This is a genomic window from Micromonospora xinjiangensis (assembly GCF_056150165.1).
Map to the genome: position 1 here is coordinate 252,982 of NZ_JAXCFO010000001.1, position 22,877 is coordinate 275,858.

At 73.8% G+C, this 22,877-nt stretch carries 20 protein-coding genes; 9 read left to right on the forward strand and 11 right to left on the reverse strand.

What is annotated here, in order from left to right; translation table 11 throughout:
• Positions 1-107 precede the first annotated feature (107 nt).
• The 3 genes from SM573_RS01200 to SM573_RS01210 all read left to right on the forward strand — a co-directional run bounded on the left by SM573_RS01200 (position 108) and on the right by SM573_RS01210 (position 3,018).
• Positions 108-776, forward strand: a complete 669-nt coding sequence (locus tag SM573_RS01200) for a class I SAM-dependent methyltransferase (protein ID WP_474612279.1) — start codon at positions 108-110, stop codon at positions 774-776.
• Between the two features lie 512 nt (positions 777-1,288).
• Positions 1,289-2,218, forward strand: a complete 930-nt coding sequence (locus tag SM573_RS01205) for an ABC transporter ATP-binding protein (RefSeq protein ID WP_474615226.1) — start codon at positions 1,289-1,291, stop codon at positions 2,216-2,218.
• The gene (locus SM573_RS01210; RefSeq protein ID WP_474615227.1) at positions 2,215-3,018 is read left to right on the forward strand and encodes an ABC transporter permease; all 804 of its coding nucleotides are present in this window, start codon (positions 2,215-2,217) and stop codon (positions 3,016-3,018) included. The genes SM573_RS01205 and SM573_RS01210 overlap by 4 nt, the downstream gene beginning before the upstream one ends.
• Positions 3,019-3,066: 48 nt before the next feature.
• On the opposite strand, the gene SM573_RS01215 is transcribed toward SM573_RS01210, so the two are convergent.
• The 3 genes from SM573_RS01215 to bioD are packed head-to-tail and all read right to left on the reverse strand — an operon-like array spanning position 3,067 to position 6,086.
• Entirely contained in the window at positions 3,067-3,741 is a 675-nt protein-coding gene (locus SM573_RS01215) for a response regulator (RefSeq protein WP_474615228.1), read from the reverse strand.
• Positions 3,738-5,303, reverse strand: coding sequence for a sensor histidine kinase (locus SM573_RS01220; protein WP_474615229.1), 1,566 nt, complete (start codon positions 5,301-5,303; stop codon positions 3,738-3,740). The genes SM573_RS01215 and SM573_RS01220 overlap by 4 nt, the downstream gene beginning before the upstream one ends.
• Positions 5,304-5,357: 54 nt before the next feature.
• Positions 5,358-6,086 carry a dethiobiotin synthase gene (gene bioD, locus SM573_RS01225; protein WP_474612284.1) on the reverse strand — a complete coding sequence of 243 codons (729 nt, stop codon included), beginning with the start codon at positions 6,084-6,086 and terminating at the stop codon, positions 5,358-5,360.
• A 197-nt stretch (positions 6,087-6,283) separates the two neighbouring features.
• Here bioD and SM573_RS01230 point away from each other — a divergent pair, with 197 nt between their 5' ends.
• Positions 6,284-6,820: a GNAT family N-acetyltransferase gene (locus SM573_RS01230; protein WP_474612285.1), complete on the forward strand. Its 537-nt coding sequence runs from the start codon at positions 6,284-6,286 to the stop codon at positions 6,818-6,820.
• 287 nt (positions 6,821-7,107) lie between these two features.
• Positions 7,108-8,673: an aldehyde dehydrogenase family protein gene (locus tag SM573_RS01235; protein ID WP_474615230.1), complete on the forward strand. Its 1,566-nt coding sequence runs from the start codon at positions 7,108-7,110 to the stop codon at positions 8,671-8,673.
• 2 nt (positions 8,674-8,675) lie between these two features.
• Here SM573_RS01235 and SM573_RS01240 read toward each other — a convergent pair whose 3' ends face one another.
• On the reverse strand, positions 8,676-9,728 hold the full coding sequence (locus tag SM573_RS01240; protein WP_474615231.1) for a GNAT family N-acetyltransferase: 1,053 nt from the start codon (positions 9,726-9,728) through the stop codon (positions 8,676-8,678).
• A 182-nt stretch (positions 9,729-9,910) separates the two neighbouring features.
• On the reverse strand, positions 9,911-10,606 hold the full coding sequence (locus SM573_RS01245; RefSeq protein ID WP_474615232.1) for an ACT domain-containing protein: 696 nt from the start codon (positions 10,604-10,606) through the stop codon (positions 9,911-9,913).
• A gap of 151 nt (positions 10,607-10,757) precedes the next feature.
• Here SM573_RS01245 and SM573_RS01250 point away from each other — a divergent pair, with 151 nt between their 5' ends.
• Both SM573_RS01250 and SM573_RS01255 read left to right on the forward strand, forming a co-directional pair.
• Positions 10,758-11,909: a phosphotransferase family protein gene (locus SM573_RS01250; RefSeq protein ID WP_474615233.1), complete on the forward strand. Its 1,152-nt coding sequence runs from the start codon at positions 10,758-10,760 to the stop codon at positions 11,907-11,909.
• Positions 11,909-13,135: an acyl-CoA dehydrogenase family protein gene (locus SM573_RS01255; RefSeq protein ID WP_474612290.1), complete on the forward strand. Its 1,227-nt coding sequence runs from the start codon at positions 11,909-11,911 to the stop codon at positions 13,133-13,135. The genes SM573_RS01250 and SM573_RS01255 overlap by 1 nt, the downstream gene beginning before the upstream one ends.
• 90 nt (positions 13,136-13,225) lie before the next feature.
• On the opposite strand, the gene SM573_RS01260 is transcribed toward SM573_RS01255, so the two are convergent.
• From SM573_RS01260 to SM573_RS01285, 6 genes are all read right to left on the reverse strand, one after another.
• Positions 13,226-14,272 (reverse strand): LacI family DNA-binding transcriptional regulator, encoded by a 1,047-nt coding sequence (locus SM573_RS01260; protein WP_474612291.1) that lies wholly within the window; start codon positions 14,270-14,272, stop codon positions 13,226-13,228.
• Positions 14,273-14,352: 80 nt separating this feature from the next.
• Complete coding sequence (locus SM573_RS01265; protein WP_474612292.1) at positions 14,353-15,786, reverse strand: GH1 family beta-glucosidase; 1,434 nt, start codon at positions 15,784-15,786, stop codon at positions 14,353-14,355.
• A complete protein-coding gene (locus SM573_RS01270; protein WP_474612476.1) occupies positions 15,783-16,568 on the reverse strand; it encodes a carbohydrate ABC transporter permease in 786 nt (261 codons plus the stop codon). Before SM573_RS01270 ends, SM573_RS01265 begins: the two co-directional genes overlap by 4 nt.
• Positions 16,569-16,687: 119 nt before the next feature.
• Positions 16,688-17,671: a carbohydrate ABC transporter permease gene (locus SM573_RS01275; RefSeq protein ID WP_474612293.1), complete on the reverse strand. Its 984-nt coding sequence runs from the start codon at positions 17,669-17,671 to the stop codon at positions 16,688-16,690.
• Positions 17,672-17,794: 123 nt separating this feature from the next.
• The gene (locus SM573_RS01280; RefSeq protein ID WP_474612294.1) at positions 17,795-19,105 is read right to left on the reverse strand and encodes an extracellular solute-binding protein; all 1,311 of its coding nucleotides are present in this window, start codon (positions 19,103-19,105) and stop codon (positions 17,795-17,797) included.
• A gap of 289 nt (positions 19,106-19,394) precedes the next feature.
• Positions 19,395-19,940 carry a plasmid pRiA4b ORF-3 family protein gene (locus SM573_RS01285; protein ID WP_474612295.1) on the reverse strand — a complete coding sequence of 182 codons (546 nt, stop codon included), beginning with the start codon at positions 19,938-19,940 and terminating at the stop codon, positions 19,395-19,397.
• Between the two features lie 149 nt (positions 19,941-20,089).
• Here SM573_RS01285 and SM573_RS01290 point away from each other — a divergent pair, with 149 nt between their 5' ends.
• The gene (locus tag SM573_RS01290) at positions 20,090-20,836 is read left to right on the forward strand and encodes a pyrimidine reductase family protein (RefSeq protein WP_474615234.1); all 747 of its coding nucleotides are present in this window, start codon (positions 20,090-20,092) and stop codon (positions 20,834-20,836) included.
• Between the two features lie 191 nt (positions 20,837-21,027).
• Entirely contained in the window at positions 21,028-22,779 is a 1,752-nt protein-coding gene (locus tag SM573_RS01295) for an ATP-binding protein (RefSeq protein WP_474615235.1), read from the forward strand.
• Positions 22,780-22,877 lie beyond the last annotated feature (98 nt).

Here is a 22,877-nt window from a genome sequence, read left to right on the forward strand (position 1 = left end):
TCGGCGCCGGCCCCGGCCCCCGGGCCCTCCCGCGCGCCATCCCACTCGCCCGCGAGCGGTTGCGGCCCCGCGCGGGCCGCGCGGCGGGGCCAAGGGAGAATCGGCGGGTGTCCGAGCTCTCCACCGCCTTCGTCCGGCTGCACGCACGGCTCGCTCCCGTGCCGTTCGTCCCGGAGGTGCGGCTGCACCAGGCGGACGAGCCGATCGGGCTCTGGGAGTTGACCGAGGGTGAGTTCCGCAGCGACCGGCCGCCGCCGTTCTGGGCGTTCGCGTGGGCCGGCGGGCAGGCGCTCGCCCGGTATGTGACCGACCACCCCGAGCTGGTCGCCGGGCGCCGCGTGCTCGATCTCGCCTCCGGTTCCGGTCTGGTCGCCATCGCCGCCGCGCGGGCCGGCGCCACCGCCGTCCGCGCCGTCGAGGTGGACGAGCTGGCGGTCGCCGCGGTGGCACTCAACGCCGAGGCCAACGGCGTACGCGTGGACGCCGAACTCGGCGACATCCTCGACGGCGACGCCGGGGCCGCCGAGGTGGTGCTCGCCGGGGACGTGTTCTACAGCGAGGCGATGGCCCGGCGGATGCTGCGGTTCCTGCTCACGGCCGCCCGGGCCGGCGCGCGCGTGCTGGTCGGCGACCCGGGCCGGGCGTTCCTCCCCCGCGACCGCTTCGACGAACTCGCCGCGTACGACGTGCCGGTGCCCCCGGCCCTGGAGAGTGTGCGGGTGAAGCGCACGACGGTCTGGCAGCTGCGGCCCGGACGCCCGAAGGCCGACGCCTAGGGCAGCCCGTGCTGCCGCCGCGCCGCGGGTGCGCTCGGTGCCGCGGTCGCGCGCGGCTCGCTCGCGGTCCGGCGGGTCGCCCTCGCCGCGGTGGCCCGGCAGGTTGTTGCGTCGGCGCTGTCGAGCTGCCCCAGAAATGGGACGGGACGAGGTCACTCGCGCCCACACGCTGAGGGACACCGACAGGCCGGAGTCCGCCCACACGCTGAGGAACGCCGACACGCCCGAGCCCGCCCACACGCTGAGGGACGCCGACACGCCCGCCGCACCCGCACACCGGGGATCGTGGGTGCGGTCCATATCTGGGGCAGCTCGACAGCGGGTGCAGGTGGAGTGGCTCGGACAACGCGGCATCATGTCGCGACCGAGGCCGGGCCGGGCAACTTCCGGTCGCGCCGCCGGTACCGGCGGGGAGGAACACCACGCGCGGGCGGATGACCTGACGAAGGTCAGGGCCGGGTCGTGCCGTTCGGGCGCGGTCGGGGGGCAGGCTGCGCGCCTAGCGTCGGCGCATGATCACACTACGTGGGTTGACGAAACGGTTCGGAGGGACGACGGCCGTCGACGCCCTGACCGTCGACATCGCGCCCGGCCGCGTCACCGGTTTCCTCGGCCCGAACGGCGCCGGCAAGTCCACCACCATGCGGATGATCCTCGGCCTCGACCGGCCCAGCGCCGGGGAGGCGCTGATCGGTGGGCGGGCGTACCGGGAGCTGCGGCACCCGCTGTACGAGGTCGGCGCGCTGCTCGACGCGAAGGCGATCCACCCCGCCCGGTCCGGCCGGGCGCACCTGACGGCGATGGCCCGCAGCAACGGCATCCCGGCGCGCCGGGTCGAGGAGGTGCTGGCCACCGTCGGGTTGGACGACCGTGCCGCGGCCAAGCCCGGGCGCGCCCTCTCCCTCGGCATGGGCCAACGCCTCGGCATCGCCGCCGCGCTGCTCGGCGACCCGCCGGTGCTGATCTTCGACGAGCCGGTCAACGGTCTCGACCCGGACGGGGTGCGCTGGGTCCGGCAGCTCATGCGCTCGCTCGCCGGCCAGGGACGTACCGTCTTCGTCTCCAGCCACCTCATGACGGAGATGCAGCTCACCGCCGACCAGTTGGTGGTCATCGGCCGCGGGCGCCTGCTCGCGGACGCGCCGGTCGACGAGGTGATCGCGGGCAGCGCCGTCGCGGTCCGCGTACGCAGCCCGCACCCGGCGGGCCTCGCGACCCTCGCCCAGCGACTCACCGCGACCGGGGCCACCGTCGAGCCCGCCGGCCCCGACGAGCTGACCGTCACCGGCGCCACCGTCGACCGCGTCGGCGACCTGGCGTACGAGCTCGGGGTGCGGCTGCACGAACTCAGCCCGCACGGCGCGTCGTTGGAGCGCGCGTTCATGGAGTTGACCGCCGACAGCGTCGAGTACGCCGTCCAGCCCGCAGGAGAGGCCCGATGACCGCCACCCTCGCCCACGCCCGCCCCGCCGAGCGGTCGGTGGGACTCGGCGGCGCCGTCGCCGCCGAGTGGACCAAGCTCTGGTCGGTGCGCAGCACCTGGTGGACCCTCGTGGCCGCCGTGCTGGTCACCGCGGCCGGCGCCGGGCAGCTGGCGATCTACGCCGCCAACGCCAACACCAACGACGACCCGGCCGACGACGCCGGGATCGTCACCGTCGGCAGCATCGCCGTCAGCGCCATGGAACTCACCCAGTACGCCGTGCTGGCGCTCGGCATCCTCATGATCACCAGCGAGTTCACGAGCGGCACGATCCGTGCCACCCTCCAGTGCACGCCGTCGCGAGGTCGCGTCCTGCTGGCCAAGGCCGTGGTGACCGCGGCGGTGGCCTTCCCGCTCGGCCTGCTGCTCGCCGGGGTCGGGGCGGTGGTGGCCCGGCCGGTGCTCGGCGAGTGGGGCAGCGTGCCGGCCGCGGAGACGGCCCGGGACGTCGTCGCGATCGCCGGCTACCTGGCCCTGGTCGCCGTGCTGGCCCTCGGGCTGGCAGCGGCGCTGCGCAGCGCGGTCCTCACCCTCGTCGTGCTCGTCGCCACCCTGATGATCGTGCCGCTGTCGCTCCAGGAACCCGACATCACCGTGCTCAACCGGATCGCGGACGGCTTCCCCGGTGTGGCCGGCGCCCACTTCATGAACGGGGACAGCGATCCCTACCCCGCCCTCGTGGGGCTGCTGCTGCTCGCCGGCTGGGCGGTCGCCGCGCTCGCCCTCGGCCGGGCCGCGCTGCGGCGGCGGGACGCCTGAGCCGGATACCGCGCGATCCCGGGGCTCGGACGAGCCCCGGGATCGCGTTCACTCCTCGACCAGCCCCGCCTCGTACGCGAGGATCGCCGCCTGCACCCGGTTGCGTACCTCCAGACGGGTGAAAACGCTGGTCAGATAGGTCTTGACGGTTCCCTCGACGAGGAACAGCCGGCGGGCGATCTCGGCGTTCGGCAGCCCCGCCCCGACGAGCGCCAGCACCTCGCGTTCCCGGTCGGTGAGCGTGGCGATGCGATCCCGGGCCGCCGGCCGCCGGGACAGCCGCCCGCCACCCAGCTCGATCACCCGGCGGGCCACCCGCGGCGACAGGTACGCGCCGCCGTCCGCGACCGCGTGCACCCCGGCCAGCAGCTCACGCGGGTCACCGGCCTTGAGCAGGAAGCCGCTCGCCCCGTCCCCGAGCGCCCGGGCGATGTAGTCGTCCTCGCCGAACGTGGTGAGCATGACGGTCGCCGTCTGCGGCACCAGGCGGCGGATCTCGGCGGCCGCGCTCAGCCCGTCCAGCCGGGGCATCCGGATGTCCAGCAGGGCCACCTGCGGCCGGTGGGCCCGGACCAACTCCACCGCCTCGCGGCCGTCGCCCGCCTCGGCGACCACCTCGACGGCCGGGTCGCTGGCCAGGATGGCCCGCACACCGGCACGGATCATCGCCTCGTCGTCGGCGAGCACGACCCGGACCGGCGTCTCGACGGATTGGCTGCTCACTGGTCGATCCGCTCCTTGCTCACGAGCCGGCCCTCGACGAAGCAGAGCCGCCAGGTGGGCTGTGCCAGGGGGAAGTTCCCGTCGGTGTAGTACTCACAGCCCGCCCGGTCGGCGCCCGCGGGCCGGTCGAGCTGGCGGCGGGGCAACCCCGCCAGGTCGGCGCGCGGCGCGCCCACCCGCAGGCCGTCGAAGGTGGCCTGGTCGAGCACCGTCCCGGCGGTCGCCACCGGGTAGTAGACGAGCGCGAGCACCAGGGCGAGCCCCGCCGGGGCGCCGAGGGCCACCAGCAGGCTGCGTCGCACCCGTCGGCGGGCGTCGCGCAGCCGCTGCTCCGCGTCGGCCGGCGGACCGACGTCGTGCGGCGACAGGCCCTGCACGTCGTCCACCCGGCCGGGCCCCTCCGCGGGCGACGCGGTCACCGGCAGCCGGGCCCGCACGGCGAAGCCCCCGTCGTCGGTCGGACCGGCGCCGAAGGTGCCACCGGCGAGGCGTACCCGCTCGGCGAGCGCCAGCAGACCGCTGCCGTGCGAGGGCGGACCGGGCAGGGGGCCGGCCGGCGGCGCGGCGTTGACCACCGACACCTCGACCCGCTCGCCGACGACCTGGAGCCGCACCGTGACGGGGGCGCCCGGGGCGTACCGCGCCGCGTTGGTCAGTGCCTCCCGGACCACCCGGTGCACGGCGTGGCCGACCAGCGCCGGCAACGCGTGCGTGTCCGGGGCGTGGTCCAGCCGTACCGCCATCCCCGCCTCGCGGGCGCGGTCCACCAGGTCGGCGACGGTCTCGTCCGCCGGGCGGGTGGAGGCCGCCCGCTCCTCGCGGAGCAGCCCGATGATCTCGTGCAGCCGTTCGGTGGCGGCCGCGACGCTGGCCCGCAGCTCCCCGGCGGCGGACCGGTGCCGCGGGTCCAGGTCGGCGGCGACCTCCAGCGCGGCGGCGCGCAACGCGATCAGGCTCAGGTCGTGGCCCAGCGAGTCGTGCATCTCCTGCGCGATGTGAGCCCGCTCCCGCAGGCGGATCCGCTCGACGGCGCCCCGCTCCTCCCGGGCCAGCGCCTCGGCGTGCCGGCGGCCGGCCTCGGCCAGCGCGAGCTGCTGCCGCCGGTAGCGCCCCACCAGCCAGGGGAACACCCCGGCGAAGAGCAGCACCGAGGCGAGCAGGAACCAGGTGGCCTCCCCGGTGCCGAGCAGCCCCAGGTTGAGCAGGCTGCCGCCCGCCGCGATCAGGGTGAACACCAGGGCGGCCGGGGCGGCCCCGGCGCTGCGCCGGCCGACGAGGTAGCTGAAGACCGGGATGGCGAAGACGAAGTTCCCGTCCCGCGCCGAGCCGAGCACCACCAGCAGCAGGGCGGCCAGCGGCCACCGCCGGCTCACCGCCACCGCCGCGGCGAGCAGCAGCAGAGCGCCGGCCAGCAGCGGCAGCGCGTGCCGCGGGTACGGCGGGGTGATCCCCGCGTACCCGACGGGCGCCGCGAGCACCGCCCAGAGGAGCACGTCCCGCGGCGGCGACGGCCGCTCGGCCAGCGCCCGCCGGGCCGTACGCACCCACCCCCACCTGGTCACGGCGGCCAGGCTACCCACCGCCGACCTGCCCGGGCACCGACGAAAGTCAGGTGTTCAGCCGATCTCCTCGGCCCAGGCGCGCCAGTCGTCCAGCACCCCGTGCAGGGCCGGGGTGAGCCAGCCGGGCGCCGACCGCCGGAACACCCCGGGATCCATCGCGCCGGCCCCGGCCGGCAACGCCCCGAGCAGCTTCGGCACCAGGTCGCTGAGGTTCGTCCAGTGCACCAGCTCCGGGGTGCCCGGCCAGGCCCCGATGACCACGCCGGCCGGCACCGCGCGCCGGTCCAGCGCCTCCAGGGTCAGCGCGGTGTGGTTGAGCGTGCCCAGCCCGGCCCGGGCCACCACCACGGCCGGCGCGCCCAGGGAGACGGCCAGGTCGGCCGCCGTCCAGGGCTCGCCCGACGGCCGCAGCCCCATCGGTACGAGCAGGCCGCCGGCCCCCTCCACCAGCACGAGGTCGTGCTTGTCCGCCTCCTCGCGGATGGCGTCGACGGCGGTGTACAGCTCCAGCGGCTCCAGCTCGGCCACCCGGGCCGCGGTGAGCGGGGCGAGCGGGTCGGGGTAGCTGGCGAGGGTCCGGCCCGTGAGCGGGGCGGCCAGCCGCTGCACGGCGTCCACGTCGGCGGGCCCGCCGGTGGCCGCACCGGTCTGGGCCGGCTTCACGACGGCCACCCGCAGGCCCGCGGCCTGCGCCGCCGCGGTGATCGCCGCGGTCACCACCGTCTTGCCCACCTGTGTGTCGGTGCCGGTCACCACGACCGGCCCGTGCCACGGCTCGGTCATGGCGCACACTCCACGATCACATGCGCCACCGTCACCCCCACGCCGCCTCAGGTCGGTCGCCGCCGACCGCCTCCGCCGGGCGAAGTTACCACCCGCCGGATCGCGTCCGGCGGATCCACTCGGACCGCGGACGTCGACGGTCACGCCCCGGACACGGCTGCTTACTCCGGGCGCGCGGGGCTTGTAGGGTACGAGCCATGCCAGGGACGGAGCTGGATCCGCCAGCCGAGCTGAAGGGCCGTTCGGTGACGCTGCGGCCGGTCACCGAGTCGGACGTGCCGGCGCTCGCCGCGATCCGGGCCGCCCCGGAGGTGCGCCGCTGGTGGCGCGGCGGCGACGACCTGGCCGCCGCGGTCCGCGCCGACCTCGCCGACGAGACGACGACCGTCCACACCATCGGGTACGACGGCCGTGTGGTCGGCGCGATCCAGTGGTACGCCGAGGAGGACCCGGACTACCGGCACGCCAGCCTCGACGTCTACCTCGACCCGACGGTGCACGGGCAGGGGCTCGGCCCCGACGCGATCCGCACGCTGCTCCGGCATCTCGTCGAGGCGTACGGCCACCACCGGTTCACCATCGACCCGGCCGCCGCGAACACGCCGGCGATCCGCAGCTACGCGAAGGTCGGCTTCCGGCCGGTGGGCGTGCTGCGCCGCTACGAGCGCGGCGAGGACGGGCGCTGGCACGACGGGCTGCTCATGGAGCTGCTCGCCGACGAACTGGTCGACTGACCTCCGCCCGTCCGTCGTGATCCGTGACGGCCGACGGGCCGTACTCACCGGTGACCGGCCGACGACGCCCGGAGACACGTCACATCATCGATAATCTTCAATGGTTCTTCGTTCCTTCGTCGAGGTCAGCGCCGTCGCGCGCCGGTCGACAGCCGCACCGGGAGCGGGACGGCGCGTCCTGCCATACGAGCGTACGGTTGCTGGCCCGTCACGTGACGCGCGACAGTACGCGACACCAGCGGTGCCATCGACGCCGCCGCTCCCCGGACAACCCTGAGGAGAACGCGATGGCTCTACGACTCGCCGAGGGCACCGCCTGGTCGGACACCCTCGCCCGCGCGGTGACCGCCACCCCGGAGGCGTTCGGCGCCACGGTCGACGGCGTGACCACGCTGCACAACCTGGTGGAGGGTGACTGGCGTGCGGTGGGCGTGCCGACGCCGGTACGCACCCCGGTGGACAACACCGTCCTGATCAACCTGGCGCGGATCGACGCCGAGGCCGCCCGCGCCGCCGTGGCGTACGCCTCCGCGGCGCACCGCGCCTGGGCCGGGACCCCGCTCGCCGAGCGCAAGGCCCGGGTGCTCGGGGCGCTGGACGCCCTGACCGCCCACCGGGACCTGCTCGCCCTGCTGCTGGTCTGGGAGATCGGCAAGCCGTGGCGGCTGGCCTGCGCCGACGTCGACCGGGCGCTGGACGGGGTGCACTGGTACGTCGACGAGATCGACCGGATGCTCGCCGACGGACGGGAGCCGCTGCCCGGCCCGGTCAGCAACATCGCGTCCTGGAACTACCCGATGAGCGTGCTGGTACACGCCGAGCTGGTGCAGCTGCTGGCCGGGAACGCGGTCATCGCGAAGACCCCGTCCCAGGGAGGCGCCGTCTGCCTCACGGTGGCGCACGCGCTGATGCGCCGTGCCGGGCTGCCCGCCACGCTGGTGTCCGGTGGCGGCGAGGAGCTGTCCGAGGTGCTCGTCCGGGCGCCGGAGATCGGGGCAGTGGCCTTCGTCGGCGGGCGCTCCAACGGCGGCAAGGTGGCGGCGGCGCTGCTCGACTCCGACAAGCGGCACTTCATCGAGCAGGAGGGGTTGAACGCCTGGGGCATCTGGAACTTCTCCCAGTGGGACCTGCTCGCCGGCCACCTGAAGAAGGGCTTCGAGTACGGCAAGCAGCGCTGCACCGCGTACCCCCGGTTCGTCGTGCAGCGCGACCTGGTCGACGAGTTCCTCGACATGTACCTGCCGGTGGTGCGCTCGGTCCGGTTCGGACACCCACTCGCCGTGGCCGACGACTGGTCGGCCGGTGACCCGCTGCCGGAGCTGGACTTCGGGCCGCTGATCAGCGCCGCGAAGGCCGACGAGCTGCGCCGCAAGGTGGACGAGGCGGTCCGCGGGGGCGCGGTGCCGCTGCACCGGGGCAAGCTCGACGGCGCGCCGTTCCTGGACGGGCAGGACACCTCGGCGTACGTGGCTCCGGCCGTGCTGCTGGCCCCGCCCGGCCGGTCCCGGCTCATGCACGCCGAACCGTTCGGGCCCGTCGACACGATCGTCGTGGTGGACACCACCGACGAGCTGCTGGCCCAGATGAACGCGTCCAACGGCGCGCTGGTCGCCTCGCTCGCCTGCGACGACGAGGAGCTGGCCGGCAAGCTGGCGGTCGACCTCCAGGCGTTCAAGGTGGGCATCAACAAGCCCCGCTCGCGGGGCGACCGGGCGGAGCCGTTCGGTGGCCGGGGCGCCTCCTGGAAGGGCGCGTTCGTCGGCGGCGACCTGCTCGTGCAGGCGGTCACGCAGGGCGGCGACGAGCGGCTGTACGGCAACTTCCCCGACTACAGCCGCTACCCCCTGACCTGACGTCAGGCCCGGCGGGCCGGGGTGGAGGTGGACAGCGGGACGGTGAGGGTCACCACCGCGCCGTCGCGGTCGGTCGCCATCGGGCGGGCCAGCCGGCGTACGGTGCGCAGCATCGCCGCGTTGTCCGCCTGCACGTGCAGCACGAGCGCGGCGTACCCGGCCCGGTCGGCGTGGGCCACCAGGCGGCGCAGCAGCGCCGACCCGAGCCCGCGGCGCTGCCAGTCGTCGCGGACGAGCAGCGCCGCCTCTGCCTCGTCGCCCTCGCCGAGCAGGTGGGCCACGGCGACCACCGACTCCGCCGCCCCGTCGGGGCCGGTGGTCGCCGCGACGAGGGCCAGCCCGCGGGCCGGCTCCAGCAGCCGGCGCATCCGGGCCGGTGACGGCACCGAGCCACCACCCAGGTAGCGGCGGTGGCGGCTGCGCTCGGAGCAGGCGCCGTGCAGGTCGAGTACGCCGGGCAGGTCGTCGGCGACGGCCGGTCGTACGGTCACCTCGGCGCCGTCGGGTAGCACCAGGGTGACCTGCTCGGCGGCCCGGCGCACGACGGTGGCGGCCAGCTCCACCAGCGCCTGCGCCCGGGCGTACTCGGCGGGGGTGAACTCCGGTGCGGCCCGGCGCAGCGTGAACGCGCCGCCGCCCGGGTCGGCGAGGACCATCCGGGTGCCGGCGATGCCGGCGTCGCCGCCCGCCCCCTCCGGCCGCCAGGTCACGGTGTCCGCGGCGAGCAGCGCGGCGAGCGTCTCGCCGGTCGCGTCCGGGTCGCGGACCAGCCGGTTGGCCAGCCCCAGCACCCGGGTGGGCTGGTCGGCCAGGCCGCGCGCCTCGCTGCGCGCCACCCAGCAGTCCCGCCCCCGGCCGCGCTCGACCGCGGCCAGCAGGTCGGCCTCACCGAGCGCGTCCGGCGCGTCGACGAGGAAGTCGTCCACCGCGCCCCGTTCGGTGGTGTGCACCTGCACGGCGAGGATGTTGACCCCGCGCAGGGCGAGGCTGGCCGTGAGCACCGACAGGTAACCCGGCCGGTCGTCCACGGTGGCCCGGATCCGCCACAACGTCATGGTTGGCTCCCTTCCCCGGTTCCACCCTCGCCGCCGCCTGTTGCGGGTCGATTGCTCCGGGGTGACGTCTCCGCGACCCGCCGTGACCTGCGCCACGCCCGGCCGTTCCCCGGCGGGCGGGGCCCCTCGCCCAGGGATGAGCAGCGAGGGGCCCCGGCCGGGCGGGGAGGCGCGGGGGACGGTCAGGCGGTCACCGTCGGTGGACCCACCAGGTCGAGTCGGTCGCCGAGGATGACGGCGCTGGCCCGGACGAGCTGCGCCAGCCGGTCGACCTCGGTGGCGTGGAACGCGGCGGCGGTGAGTGGGTCGGTGTGCTCGCGCGCCACGACCAGCACCAGGCCGGCGCGACCGAACGGCGCGACCGCGTAGTGGGTGCCGTCGGGCGCGGTCATCGACCGGGCGCGCAGCGGCGTCACCTCCGGCAGCGGCGGGGGCACGGGGGCACGCCAACTGGCGTGCGCCACGCTCGCCGTGCCGCCGCCTTCGCGGGAGGCCCAGTCCAGCGGCACCACCGCGGCCACCGCCCAGTCGGCGGCGAGCAGGCCGGGCACCGCGTCGACGAGCGTGGCGAGCCCGTCGGCCGGGTTCGCCGCGACCTGGGCCAGCAGTTCGGCGTCCTGGCCGGTGGTGGTGGGCGCGCCGATCGCCCGCCACACCCCGTCCACCCGGACGCCGGGGATCGCCGCGAGACCGGCCAGCAGCCGCTCGACCCGGGCCGCGCCCGGCCAGACGACGGTGAAGTCGTCGACGGCCCGCCCGCCGAGCCGCTCCAGCACCACGACCTGGACGATGTCCGCACCGGACACGCCCAGCGTGCGGGCGACCTGGCCGAGGGTGCCGGGACGGTCCGGCAGGGTGACCCGAACTCGCAGCAACATGGTGTCCCTCCGCTCGGCGGGCCGGCGGTGGCGGCCGGCAGGCTGGTCCCCAGCCTGATCGATGCCCATTTCGTCCCTGTTGCAGAGGCATGTCCCGGGCGCAAAATCCGACGACCTTGACAACATCACCGACCTGCCCTCAACTAATCGGATGACCGATCCGGCCGTCGATGCGATCCGGCCGGGAGCCGTGCCGGGCCCCTCCGCGGGCCTCGCCCCCGCCTCCCCCGCCGAGCCGGCCGGCAACACCGAGCCGCCCGGCGACACCGGAGCCCCCGCCGGCGTCGACCTCGACCGGCTCGCCAGCTACCTGGCCCGGCACCGGCCCGACCTCGCCACCGGGCCGCTGCGCGCGCGGCTGATCGCCGGCGGGAAGTCCAACCTCACCTACCTGCTGGACGCCGGCGACCGGGAGCTGGTGCTGCGCCGGCCGCCGCTCGGGCACGTGCTGGCCACCGCCCACGACATGGCCCGGGAGTTCCGGGTGATCTCCGCGCTGGCGCCGACCGAGGTGCCGGTCCCGGGCGCGGTGCTCCACTGTGCCGACCCGGAGGTGATCGGCGCGCCGTTCTACCTGATGGAGCGGGTGGCCGGCGAGGTCTTCCGGACCCGGGCGCAGACCGACCCGCTCGGCCCGCGACCGCGCCACGACCTCGCGATGGCGATGATGGACACCCTCGCCGCGTTGCACCGGGTCGAGCCCGCCGCGGTGGGTCTGGCCGACTTCGGCCGGCCGGACGGTTACCTGGAGCGGCAGGTGCGGCGCTGGGCGGGGCAGCTGGACCGGTCCCGCAGCCGGCCGCTGCCCGGCGTGGACGAGCTGCGCGACCGGCTGGCCGCGACCGTGCCGGGTCAGGCCAACGCCGGCCGGATCGTGCACGGCGACTACCGGCTGGACAATCTCCTCGCCACCGTCGACCCGGTGGCGGTGCGCGCGGTGCTGGACTGGGAGATGGCCACCCTGGGTGACCCGCTCGCGGATCTGGGCCTGCTGCTCACGTACTGGGACGTGCTGGGCGGCAGCGACGCCGCCGAGGGCAACCCCGTCGCCGACGGGCTCGGCCCCCGGGCCGGCTTCCCCGCCGGGGCCGAGCTGATCGAGCGGTACGCGGCGCGCAGCGGCGTCGACGTGGGCCCGCTGCACTGGCACGTCGCGCTGGGCTGCTTCAAGCTCGCGGTGATCTGCGAGGGGATCCACTACCGCCACACGCTCGGGCAGACGCTCGGCGAGGGATTCGACCGGATCGGCGACATGGTGGCGCCGCTGATCGCGTACGGGCTGACCGCCGCCGGGGAGCGCTGATGGACTTCGCGTACGACGCCCGCACCGAGCAGCTGCGCGCCGAGCTGACCGCGTTCCTCACCGACCACGTCTACCCGGCCGAGCCGCTGCACGCCGCGCAGGTGGCCGCCGCCGGGGACCCGTGGGCGCGCCCCCCGGTGATGGCGGAGCTGAAGGCGGAGGCGCGCAAGCGCGGCCTGTGGAACCTCTTCCTGCCCGACCGGCGCTACGGTGCCGGGCTGACCAACCTCCAGTACGCGCCGCTGGCCGAGCTGACCGGGCGCAGCCCGCACCTCGCCCCGGAGGCGCTCAACTGCGCCGCCCCGGACACCGGCAACATGGAGCTGCTGGCGGAGTTCGGCTCGGAGCGGCAGCGGGAGCGCTGGCTGCGTCCGCTGCTGGAGGGCGAGATCCGGTCGGCGTTCTGCATGACCGAGCCGGACGTGGCCTCGTCCGACGCCACCAACATCGCCACCCGGATCACCCGAGACGGCGACCACTACGTGATCAACGGACGTAAGTGGTGGTCGTCCGGCGCCATGGACCCGCGCTGCGAGATCTTCATCGTGATGGGCAAGACCGACCCGGCCGCCGACCGGCACCGGCAGCAGAGCATGGTGCTCGTGCCGCGGGACACCCCGGGGGTCACGGTGCGGCGGGGCATGACGGTCTTCGGCTACAGCGACGCGGCGCACGGCGGGCACGCCGAGATCGACTTCACCGACGTACGCGTGCCGGTGGAGAACCTGGTCGGCGCGGAGGGCGGTGGGTTCGCCATCGCCCAGGCCCGGCTCGGCCCGGGGCGGATCCACCACTGCATGCGCCTCGTCGGCATGGCGGAGCGGGCGCTGGAGCTGCTCTGCCGGCGGGCCAGCGAGCGGATCGCCTTCGGGCGACCCCTCGCCGAGCAGGGCGTGGTGCGGGAGTGGATCGCCGAGTCGCGTGTCCGTATCGAGCAGGCCCGGCTGCTGGTGCTCAAGACCGCCTGGTTGATGGACACCGTGGGCAACAAGGGCGCGCACACCGAGATCCAGGCGATCAAGATCGCCACGCCGGCGATGGCGGAGTGGGTGATCGACAAGGCCATCCAGGCGTACGGCGGCGCGGGCGTCAGCCAGGACACCCCGCTCGCGGCCCTGTGGGCGCAGTCCCGCACGCTGCGCCTCGCCGACGGCCCCGACGAGGTGCACCGCGCCTCCCTGGCCCGCCGCGAACTGCGCCGCTGGGCCGACCCGACCCCGGCCTGAGCGGCCCCTCTCCCGCGATCGCGCGCCCGCGGCGCCGCGGCATCCGCCACCGCGCCCGGACGCGGGCCGCGAGCGCGAACGGGGGCGGGGTCAGGCGCTGGTGCGCTCGATCAGCTGGGTGTCCAGCAGGATGGTCGGGGCGGGAATGTCCTCGCCGCGGATGCGGGCCACCAGCAGCCGGGCCATCTGCCGCCCCATCTCCTCCACCGGCTGGAAGACGGTGGTCAGCGGCGGGTCCGCCTGCCGGGCGATCGGCGCGTCGTCGAAGCCGACCACGGCCACGTCCTCCGGCACGCGCCGGCCCGCCTCGCGCAGCGTCCGCAGCGCGCCGAAGGCCATCAGGTCGGAGGCGACGAAAACCGCGTCGAGGTCGGGGCTGACCTCCAGCAGCCGGCGCATGCACGCCGCGCCACTCTCCTCGCTGAAGTCGCCGTACGCGATGAGGTCCGGGTCGACCTCGCCGACGGCGGCGGTGACCGCCTCGGTGTAGCCGGTCAGGCGGGCCAGGCCGGCGCCCATGTCCTGCGGGCCGGCGATCGTGGCGATGCGTCGCCGCCCCCGGCCGGCGAGGTACTCCACCGCGTGTCGGGCGCCGCCCACGTTGTCCACGTCCACGAACCAGGCCGGCTGCGCCCCGGGTTGGAGCATCCGCGCCGGACGCCCACCGAGCACGGTCGGCAGGCCGCGCTCCTCCAGGAGGGTGGGGAGCGGGTCGGCGTCGTGCAGGGAGAGCAGCAGGACGCCGTCGACGTGCTGGTTGGTGAGGTGGTGCTCGACGCGCTCCCGCTCCACCGGCGACTGCGCCATGGCCAGCCAGAGCTGCATCGGCGTCTCCAGCAGGGCGGAGCTGACGCCGCGGACGATCCCGGCGAAGAACGGCTCGGTGAAGACACGGTCGCCGGACTCGGAGACGACGAGCGCGACGGAGTCGGTGCGCTGGGTGACCAGCGCCCGGGCGGCGCGGTTGGGCACGTACCCCAGCTCGGCGATGGCCTGCTGCACGGCGGCCCGCGCCTCCGGGCTCACCTGCGGGGAGCCGTTGACCACGCGCGAGACGGTCCCCCGCCCGACCCCCGCGCGAGCGGCCACCGCGTCCAGGGTCGGGCGTCCGAGCGATCGGGTGCGCTGCGTCGTCATCGTCTGCTCCTCCGACGTCGGGCGGCCCGGCACCCACCGTGACGCGGTGGCGCCGGACCGCCCGGATGGCTGGGCCGAGCCTATTGTGCGGCCAGACCGTTGCGTCGGATCACCTCGGCGTACCACCTGGCGCTGGACTTCGGGATCCGGGCCTGGCTCTCGTAGTCGACGTAGATCATGCCGAATCGCTTCGTGTAACCCCAGGCCCACTCGAAATTATCCATCAACGACCAGGCGAAGTAGCCGGCCAGCGGCACGCCGGCGCTGATCGCCTCGTGCGCAGCACGCAGGTGGGCGTCGAAGTACGCCAGCCGGTCGGCGTCGTCGACCCGGCCGTCCACCACCTCGTCGACGAAGGCCGAGCCGTTCTCGGTGACGTAGAGCGGCAGGTCCGTGTACTCCTCGTGCACCCGGCGCAGCGTCTCGACCAGGCCCGGCGCGTCGATCTCCCAGTTCATGTCGGTGACCGGGACGCCCCGGGTCACGAACCGGACGTCCTCGCTGCCCGGCCAGCAGGTCGGCGCCCGCCAGTACCGTTCGGGTTCGACGCCCTCCACCGGAGCGGCCACCACGTGCCGGCTGTAGTAGTTGATCCCCACCAGGTCCAGTGGGCTGGAGATGGTCGCGAGGTCGCCGTCGCGGACGTGACCGAAGTCGGTCACCTCGCGCAGGTCGGCCACCACGTCGGCCGGGTAGCGCCCGCGCAGGAGCGGGTCGAGGAAGAACCGGTTGGCCAGCCCGTCGATGCGCCGGGCGGCGTCGCGGTCACCGGCCGAGTCGGTGGCCGGCGTGACCGGGTAGAGGTTGACGGTCACGCCGAGGCGGGCCTGCGGGCGGGCGGCGCGCAGCGCCTGCACGGCGAGCCCGTGGCCGAGCATCAGGTGGTGCCCGGCCCGGACGGCGTCGGCGCCGTCGGAGCGGCCGGGCGCGTGCGCCCCGGAGCCGTACCCGAGGAAGGCCGAGCACCAGGGCTCGTTGAGCGTCGTCCAGTACCTCACCCGGTCACCGAGCGCGTCGGCCACCAGCGTCGCGTAGTCGGCGAACCGCCCGGCGGTGTCCCGGGCCGGCCAGCCGCCCGCGTCCTCCAGCGGCTGCGGCAGGTCCCAGTGGTAGAGGGTGAGCCAGGGCTCGATGCCATGGGCCAACAGCTCGTCGACGAGGCGGCGGTAGAAGTCCAGGCCCTCCGGGTTGGCCGGGCCCGTGCCGCCGGGCTGCACGCGGGGCCAGGAGACGGAGAAGCGGTACGACTTCAGCCCCATCTCGGCCATCAGCGCGACGTCCTCGCCGAGCCGGTGGTAGTGGTCGCAGGCCACGTCGCCGGTGTGGCCGTGCAGCACGCGGCCCTCGGTGTGGCTGAAGGTGTCCCAGATCGACGGGGTGCGGCCGCCCTCGACGGCCGCGCCCTCGATCTGGTACGCCGCGGTCGCCGCTCCCCAGAGGAAGCCGGGCGGGAAGGTCAGCCCCGGACCCTGCTCGAGGACGCCGACGGCGGGCGGACGTGCGGGATTGCTCACGACTTGACGGCACCTTCCATGATGCCGCCGATGATCTGGCGGCCGAAGACGACGAACACGATCAGCAACGGCAGGGTGGCGAGCGCCGTGCCGGCGAAGAGGGCGGTGTAGTCGGTCTGGTAGAGACCGGACGAGAGGATCTTGAGGGAGTACTGCACCGTCGGGGTGTCGGGGGTCAGCACGACGAACGGCCAGAGGAACTCGTTCCAGGTCTGCATGAAGGTCAGCAGCCCGAGGATCGCCGCGGCCGGACGCAGTGCGGGCAGCACCACGTTCCAGTAGATCCGCCAGGTCGAACAGCCGTCCAGGCGGGCCGCCTCGATCAGCTCGTCGCTCACGGCGGACATCGCGTACTGGCGCATCATGAACACCCCGAAGCCCTGGACCAGGAACGGCACGATGACGGCCTGGAGGGTGCCGGTCCACTCCAGCTCGACCATCATCAGGTAGAGCGGGATGATCCCGAGCTGGGTCGGCACCATCATGGTCAGGACGATCACCAGGAGCAGGCCGTTGCGCCCACGGAACTTGAGCTTGGCGAAGGCGAAGCCGGCGAGGCTGGAGAAGAAGATCACCGAGATGGTGACGATGCTCGACACCACGGCCGAGTTGACCAGCCCGTAGAGGAACGCCGCGTCCTCGTTGGCGAGCATCCGCTCGATGTTGTCGAAGAGCATTCCGCCCGGGGTGGGCGGCATCTCGTAGACGGCGCTGTTGTCGCGCGAGGCGATGATGAACGACCAGACGATCGGGAAGATCGACAGCACGCAGCCGATGATCAACGCGAAGTACGTGAGCGGGCTGGCCTGCCAGAGCCGGGCACCGGGTGCGCGGCCCCGCCGACGGCGCGGCCGGGTCTGCGGTGGCGGCGCGACGGAGCGCGGGAGGGCCGGGGTGGTCGTCACTTCTGCTCCCCCTTCACCGAGCGCCGGACCAGCGCGAAATTGATCAACGCGAAGATGATGATCATCAGGAAGAGCAGCCAGGACATCGCCGCGCCGTAGCCGTACTCGGCGTTGCCGGTGAAGGTCTGCTCGTAGATGTACATGGCCAAGGTCTGGAACTCGTGCTCGGCGCCGCCCCGGATCATCCCGTGGCCGTACATCAGTGGTTCCGTGAAGATCTGGAAACCACCGATGGTGGAGATGATGACCGTGAAGACGATGGTCGGGCGGATCAGCGGCACGGTGATCTGCCAGAACTGCCGCCACGCCGACGCGCCGTCCAGCGAGGCCGACTCGTAGAGGTCCTTCGGGATGGCCTGCATGGCACCGAGGTAGATCAGGGCGTTGTAGCCGGTCCACCGCCAGTCGACCATGAAGGCGATGGCCAGCCAGGAGGCGTAGCGGTTGTCCCGCCAGGCGATGGGATCCACGCCGACGGTGCCGAGCAGCCAGTTCACCAGGCCGTACCGGTCGGCGAAGATCAGCGCGAAGATGATGCCGACCGCCGCGACCGAGGTGATGTTCGGCACGACGATGCCCATCCGGAGCAGGGTGCGGCCGCGCATCTGCCGGTTCATCAGGTTGGCGAGCAGGAGCGCCACGATGAGCTGCGGCACCGTGCTCAGCACGAAGATGCCCACCGTGTTGTAGGCGGCGTTCCAGAACTGCGCGTCCCCCAGCAGGACGCGGTAGTTCTCCAGCCCCGCGTACTCGCGGGTGCCGCTGAGCAGCTCGTAGTCGAAGAGCGAGACGTAGACCGTGTAGAGCAGCGGGAAGAGGCCGAAGATCCCGAAGAGGACGAAGAACGGCGCGACGTAGAGGTACGGCGAGTACTTGAGGTCCCAGCGGCCGAGCCGGTACGAGGAGCGGCGGGGCTCTGGTCGGTGGCGGACTGGCGTGGCGGTCCGCCGTGGCGGTGCCGCGCCGACAGTGGAGCTCATGGCAGGTCCTTCCGGGGAAACGGGGGCGGCGGCCTCGCGGCGACGCCCACACCCTGCCGGGACCGAGCGCCGCCGCCCGGCTCACGGCACGGCGTGCCGTGAGCCGGGCGGGTCAGCCGCAGCTCAGCCGACGGCCTTCTTGGCCTCGTTCATCGCCTTGGTCCACGCGGCGTCCGAGCTGGTCTGGCCGCGCTCGGCCGCCTGCATCTGCGGCTCGACGATGGTCTCCCAGACCTGCTGGTGCTTCGCCCCGAGGAAGACGGGCTTCATGGTCTTGACGCTGTCGCCGAAGATCTGGCCGATCGGGGCGCCGCTGAAGTACTCGCTCGTCTTGTCCTTGAAGGCCGGGTCCTCGATGGCGGGGATGCTGGAGGGCATCGCGCCGGCCTCGTTGAACGCCGCCAGGTGGCCCTCCTTGCCGGTCAGGTACTTGGCCAGCAGGTACGCCTCCTTCGGGTGCTTGGTCTGGGCCGGGACGGCGAGGTAGGAGCCGCCCCAGTTGCCGCCGCCGCCCGGGATCTTGGCGATGTCCCACTTACCGGAGTTGGCCGGGCCGGAACGCTGGGCGATGATCCCCTCGGTCATCCAGGCCGGGCAGGGGATGGTGGCGAACGCGTTGTTCTTGAACGCGGCGTCCCAGTCGGCGCTCCAGCGCTGCGCCTTGGCGGTCAGGCCGTCGGCGGCCATCTGCAGGCCCATGTCCCACGCCTTGCGGATGACCGGGTTGGTGTCGCCGATGAACCTGTTCTCCTTGTCGAAGAAGAAGACCTCGGAGTTCTGCATGACGTACGGCTGCATGAGGCTGGTCGCGCTGTCCAGCCACGCCGCCTTGGTCTTGCCACTGGCCTTGAACTGCCGGCCCAGCGCGATGTAGTCCTCCCAGGTGCTGATCTTCTGGGAGACCGCCTCGCGGTCGGTGGGCAGACCCGCCTGCTGGAACAGGTCCTTCCGGTAGCACATGGCCAGGCCACCGACGTCGGTGCCGAGGCCGATGAGCTTCGTGCCGTCCGGGGTCATGGCGTTGTTCCACTTCCACTCCGGGAAGTTGGCCTTCAACTCGCCGGCGCCCAGGTCGAGCAGGTTGGCGAACTTGTCGGGGTTCTGCACGTACTGCAGCAGCACACCCTCTTCCAGGCCGACCACGTCACCGGCACCGCTGCCCGCCGCGAGCCACTGCACCAGCTTCGGCTGGAAGTCCCGCAGCTCACCCATCTTCTGGTGCTCGACCTTGATGTTCGGGTTGGCCGCCTCGAAGTCCTTGATGGCCTGGTCGTAACCGAAGTTGGAGAAGGTCTGGAGGACGAGCTTGACCTGCCCGTTCTCACCGCCTGCCTCGTCGTCGTTGCTCTTGCTGCACGCCGTGCTGCCGAGGGCCACGCCCACGGCGATCGCGGCGACCGCGACAGTGCGGAGCCGGCGCCTGATGACGCTCATCCCTGACCCCTCTCAGGTGGGTGATTCATGTGGTGGTTCCGGTGTGCCGGACGATGCGGGCGCTCCGGTCACTGGACGCTTCATGCGGTGGCTGCCCGCCCCCGAGTCGCGTACCGGGCAGTGCTGACGCCCACGCATCGGGAGCGCTCCCATGAGATTGCGGGCGCGTGTCGGGAGTGTCAATAGAGCGCTGGGAGCGTTCCCATTTTGTTACCGGCACCCGTCGCGTCGGGCGTGCGGTCGAGTGCGTGCCACACGGGCCCCGTCGGGGCCGGGGAGGCTCAGCGGGTCAGCAGAAGCGGCGCAGCAGGGTGCCGGCGCGGCCGGCGTCGAACGCCTCCGGGTCGAAGGCGACCCCCGCCCACTCCCGCATGGACCAGTGCTCCGGATGACGCGGGTCGGCCAGCGCGGCGAGCAGCACCTGGTAGCCGGCGACCCCGCCGACCCCCTCCGGCGGGCACGCCCGCTCCCCGTCCAGGCAGGCCGGGTAGCGCTCGTCCGGATCGGCGGTCACCGCGTCCTCGACCACGAGGTCGTGCTCCCACCAGTCGCCGAAGTCGTAGGTGTACTGGAACCGGCTGCCCTTGCCGAGCACCGCGTCCAACCGCACGTCCAGCTCGTCGTGCAGCGCCAGCTCGCCGTCGGGGTCGGGCTCGCCGTACTGGAGGCCGTCGATGTCGAACGAGTGCAGGTGGCAGTCCCGCCAACCCATCGCGTGCTGGACCACCCGGTGCAGCCGGTCGAGCGTGTAACCGGCCGGCACGAGCACCCGGCGCCAGACCGGCGGGCGCACCCCGGTCAGGGAAATCCTCAGCTGGAAGATCTGGCGCGGCATGCTGTCCCCTCCTCGTCGGCATAGGCTGCGAGCATGATCTGCCGAGCGTGCCGCGAGAGACGGCACGACGACTGTCCGGGGCGGAAGTGGTGCGACTGCCAGCACCGTACCCCCCGACCCACCCCTCCGGTCACCGGTCCGGCCAGCGAATGACCGTCGGAGTTCCGATCCAACGAATCTGGCCCGCGCCCGCCTCGGAGCCCCTCGACGACTCCGCGCTGACCGCCCTCTACGGCCGGGTCGACCGACCACACCTGCGGGTGAACTTCGTGTCGAGTCTCGACGGCGCGGTGACCGTGGACGGCTACTCCGCCGGGCTCTCGGGGGAGCCGGACAAGCGGGTCTTCGGCCTGCTGCGGATGCTCTGCGACGCGCTGGTGGTCGCCGCGGGCACGCTGCGCCAGGAGGGCTACCGCGCGCTGCGGCTCGACGAGCGGCGCCGGGCCTGGCGGCGGGAGCGGGGCCTGCCCGAGTACCCGACCCTGGTGGTGGTCTCCCACTCGCTCGCCCTCGACCCGGCGCAGGCCGCGTTCGCCGACGCGCCGGTGCGCCCGCTGGTGCTCACCCACACCGACGCCGTACCCCCGCCCGGGCTGGCCGACGTGGCCGAGCTGGTGCGCTGCGGCGTCGGCCGGGTGGACCCGGCGGCGGGCCTCGCCGAGCTGCGCCGGCGGGGCCTCGACCAGCTGCTCTGCGAGGGCGGTCCACAGCTGTTCGGCACGCTCACCGCGGCCGACCTGGTCGACGAGCTGTGTCTCACGGTCGCTCCGCTGCTGGCCGGGGCGGGGGCGGGTCGGATCACCGCGGGCGAGCCCAGCGCACCGCGGCGGCTCCCGCTCCGGCACGCCCTCGCCGCCGCGGACGGGACGCTGCTCCTGCGGTACGCGCGCGACTGAGGCGCGCACCGGGAGCCGGGGAGGCCGCCCGGCCCCTCCGGCACGTAGGGTGCCCAGCGCGTGACGCTCGGGCGCGGGCGTGTCGCGAACGGCGTGGCGTCCGCCGCGTCGCGTGGCGACCTGTCGTACTCCTCGGGCAGGATGCACGACGTGTGCGCCGACCACGATGACCGACAGACCGGAGTTGCCCGATGACCGATGACGGTTTCGACGGCCCGGTCGAGGGGGTCGGGCGGGTCCTCGGCACGGCCGACGCCACCCCGCTGCAGTTCTGGACGGCCGTCTCCCCCGGCAGCTACCTTCAGCTCGACGACGTGGTGGTGACCCGGCGCGAGCTGCCCGACCGCGAGCCGGTGACGATCGCCGGGGTGGTCACCCAGGTGCGCGCCCGCCACGAGGGCGCCCAGTTCGACTCGGACGTCTTCGCCATCGCCGACGGCACGCTGCCCGCCCAGGTGCAGGAGGCCGCCGAGGTGACGACCACCCGGGTCGACCCGGAGTTCTACGTGCCGCCGACGCCGGGCGCCGTGGTGCACCGGGCCGAGGGTGACGCGCGGGCCCGCGCGCTGCACTTCGACCGGATGGAGCGGCGGATCCCGATGGGGATGGGTCGCGACGGCGTGCCGGTCTACCTCAACGCCGACTTTCTGGACGGCACCCGCGGGGCACACGTCTCCATCTCCGGCATCTCGGGCGTCGCCACCAAGACCAGCTTCGCCACCTTCCTGCTCTACTCGGTCTTCCGCTCGGGCGTGCTCGGCGGCGACGCGGTCAATGCGAAGGCGCTCATCTTCAACGTCAAGGGCGAGGACCTGCTCTTCCTCGACCACCCCAACGCCCGGCTCGACGACGACACCCGCGCCGGCTACGCCCGCCTCGGCCTCGACGCCGGCGCCTTCCCCGACGTGCGCGTCCACGCCCCGCCCCGGGTCGGCGACTCCTCCGGCACGCCCGACGTGAGCAGCCGGCTCACCGGCGTCGACAGCTTCTACTGGACGCTCAGCGAGTTCTGCGCCGACCGCCTCCTGCCGTACGTCTTCGCCGACGCCGACGACGAACGCCAGCAGTACACGATGGTGGTCCACTCGGTGACCGCCCACCTGGCCCGCTACGCCCAGCCCGCCGACGGTGGGGTGAGCATCGACGGGGTCCGGCTCGGCACCTACGCCGACCTGGTCGACCACATCGTCGAGCAGCTCAACGACGACGAGGCCCGCGGCGAGTGGGCCGGCAGCGCGGTCGGCCTCGGCACGGTCAACGCCTTCGCCCGCCGCCTCATCGGCAGCAAGAAGGACCTGGGCCGGCTCATCCGGGGTGACCTCGCGACCCGCCGGCCGCACAGCATCAACACGGCGGAGAGCGCCCAGGTCACCGTCGTCGACCTGCACAACCTGCCCGACCGCGCCCAGCGGTTCGTCGTCGGTGTGACGCTCAAGAGCGAGTTCGAGCGCAAGGAGAAGGCCGGGACGGCCAGGCCGCTGCTGTTCGTGGTGCTCGACGAGCTGAACAAGTACGCCCCGCGGGAGGGGTCGTCGCCCATCAAGGAGGTGCTGCTCGACATCGCCGAGCGGGGCCGCTCGCTCGGCGTGATCCTCGTCGGTGCGCAGCAGACGGCGAGCGAGGTGGAGCGGCGCATCGTCACCAACTCGGCGATCCGGGTGGTGGGCCGCCTCGACCCCGCCGAGGCGTCCCGCCCCGAGTACGGCTTCCTGCCCCCGGCCCAGCGGCAGCGCGCCCTGCTGGCGAAGCCGGGCACCATGTTCGTCAACCAGCCCGACATTCCGGTGCCGCTCTGCCTGGAGTTCCCGTTCCCGGCGTGGGCGACGCGGGTCAGCGAGGCGGGTCGGCCGCCGTCACAGACCCTCCGCTCGATCACGCAGACGGCGGACCCGTTCGCGGTGGTGGGCTCGGCCGGCGGCACCGACGACGACATCCCGTTCTAGGTGGGCGCGAAGGGAGGGCGGGCACGGTGAGCGCGAGGAGCGAGCTTGCGAGCCCCGCAGTCGCGAACGCAAAGGCGGGCACGGTGAGCGCGAGGAGC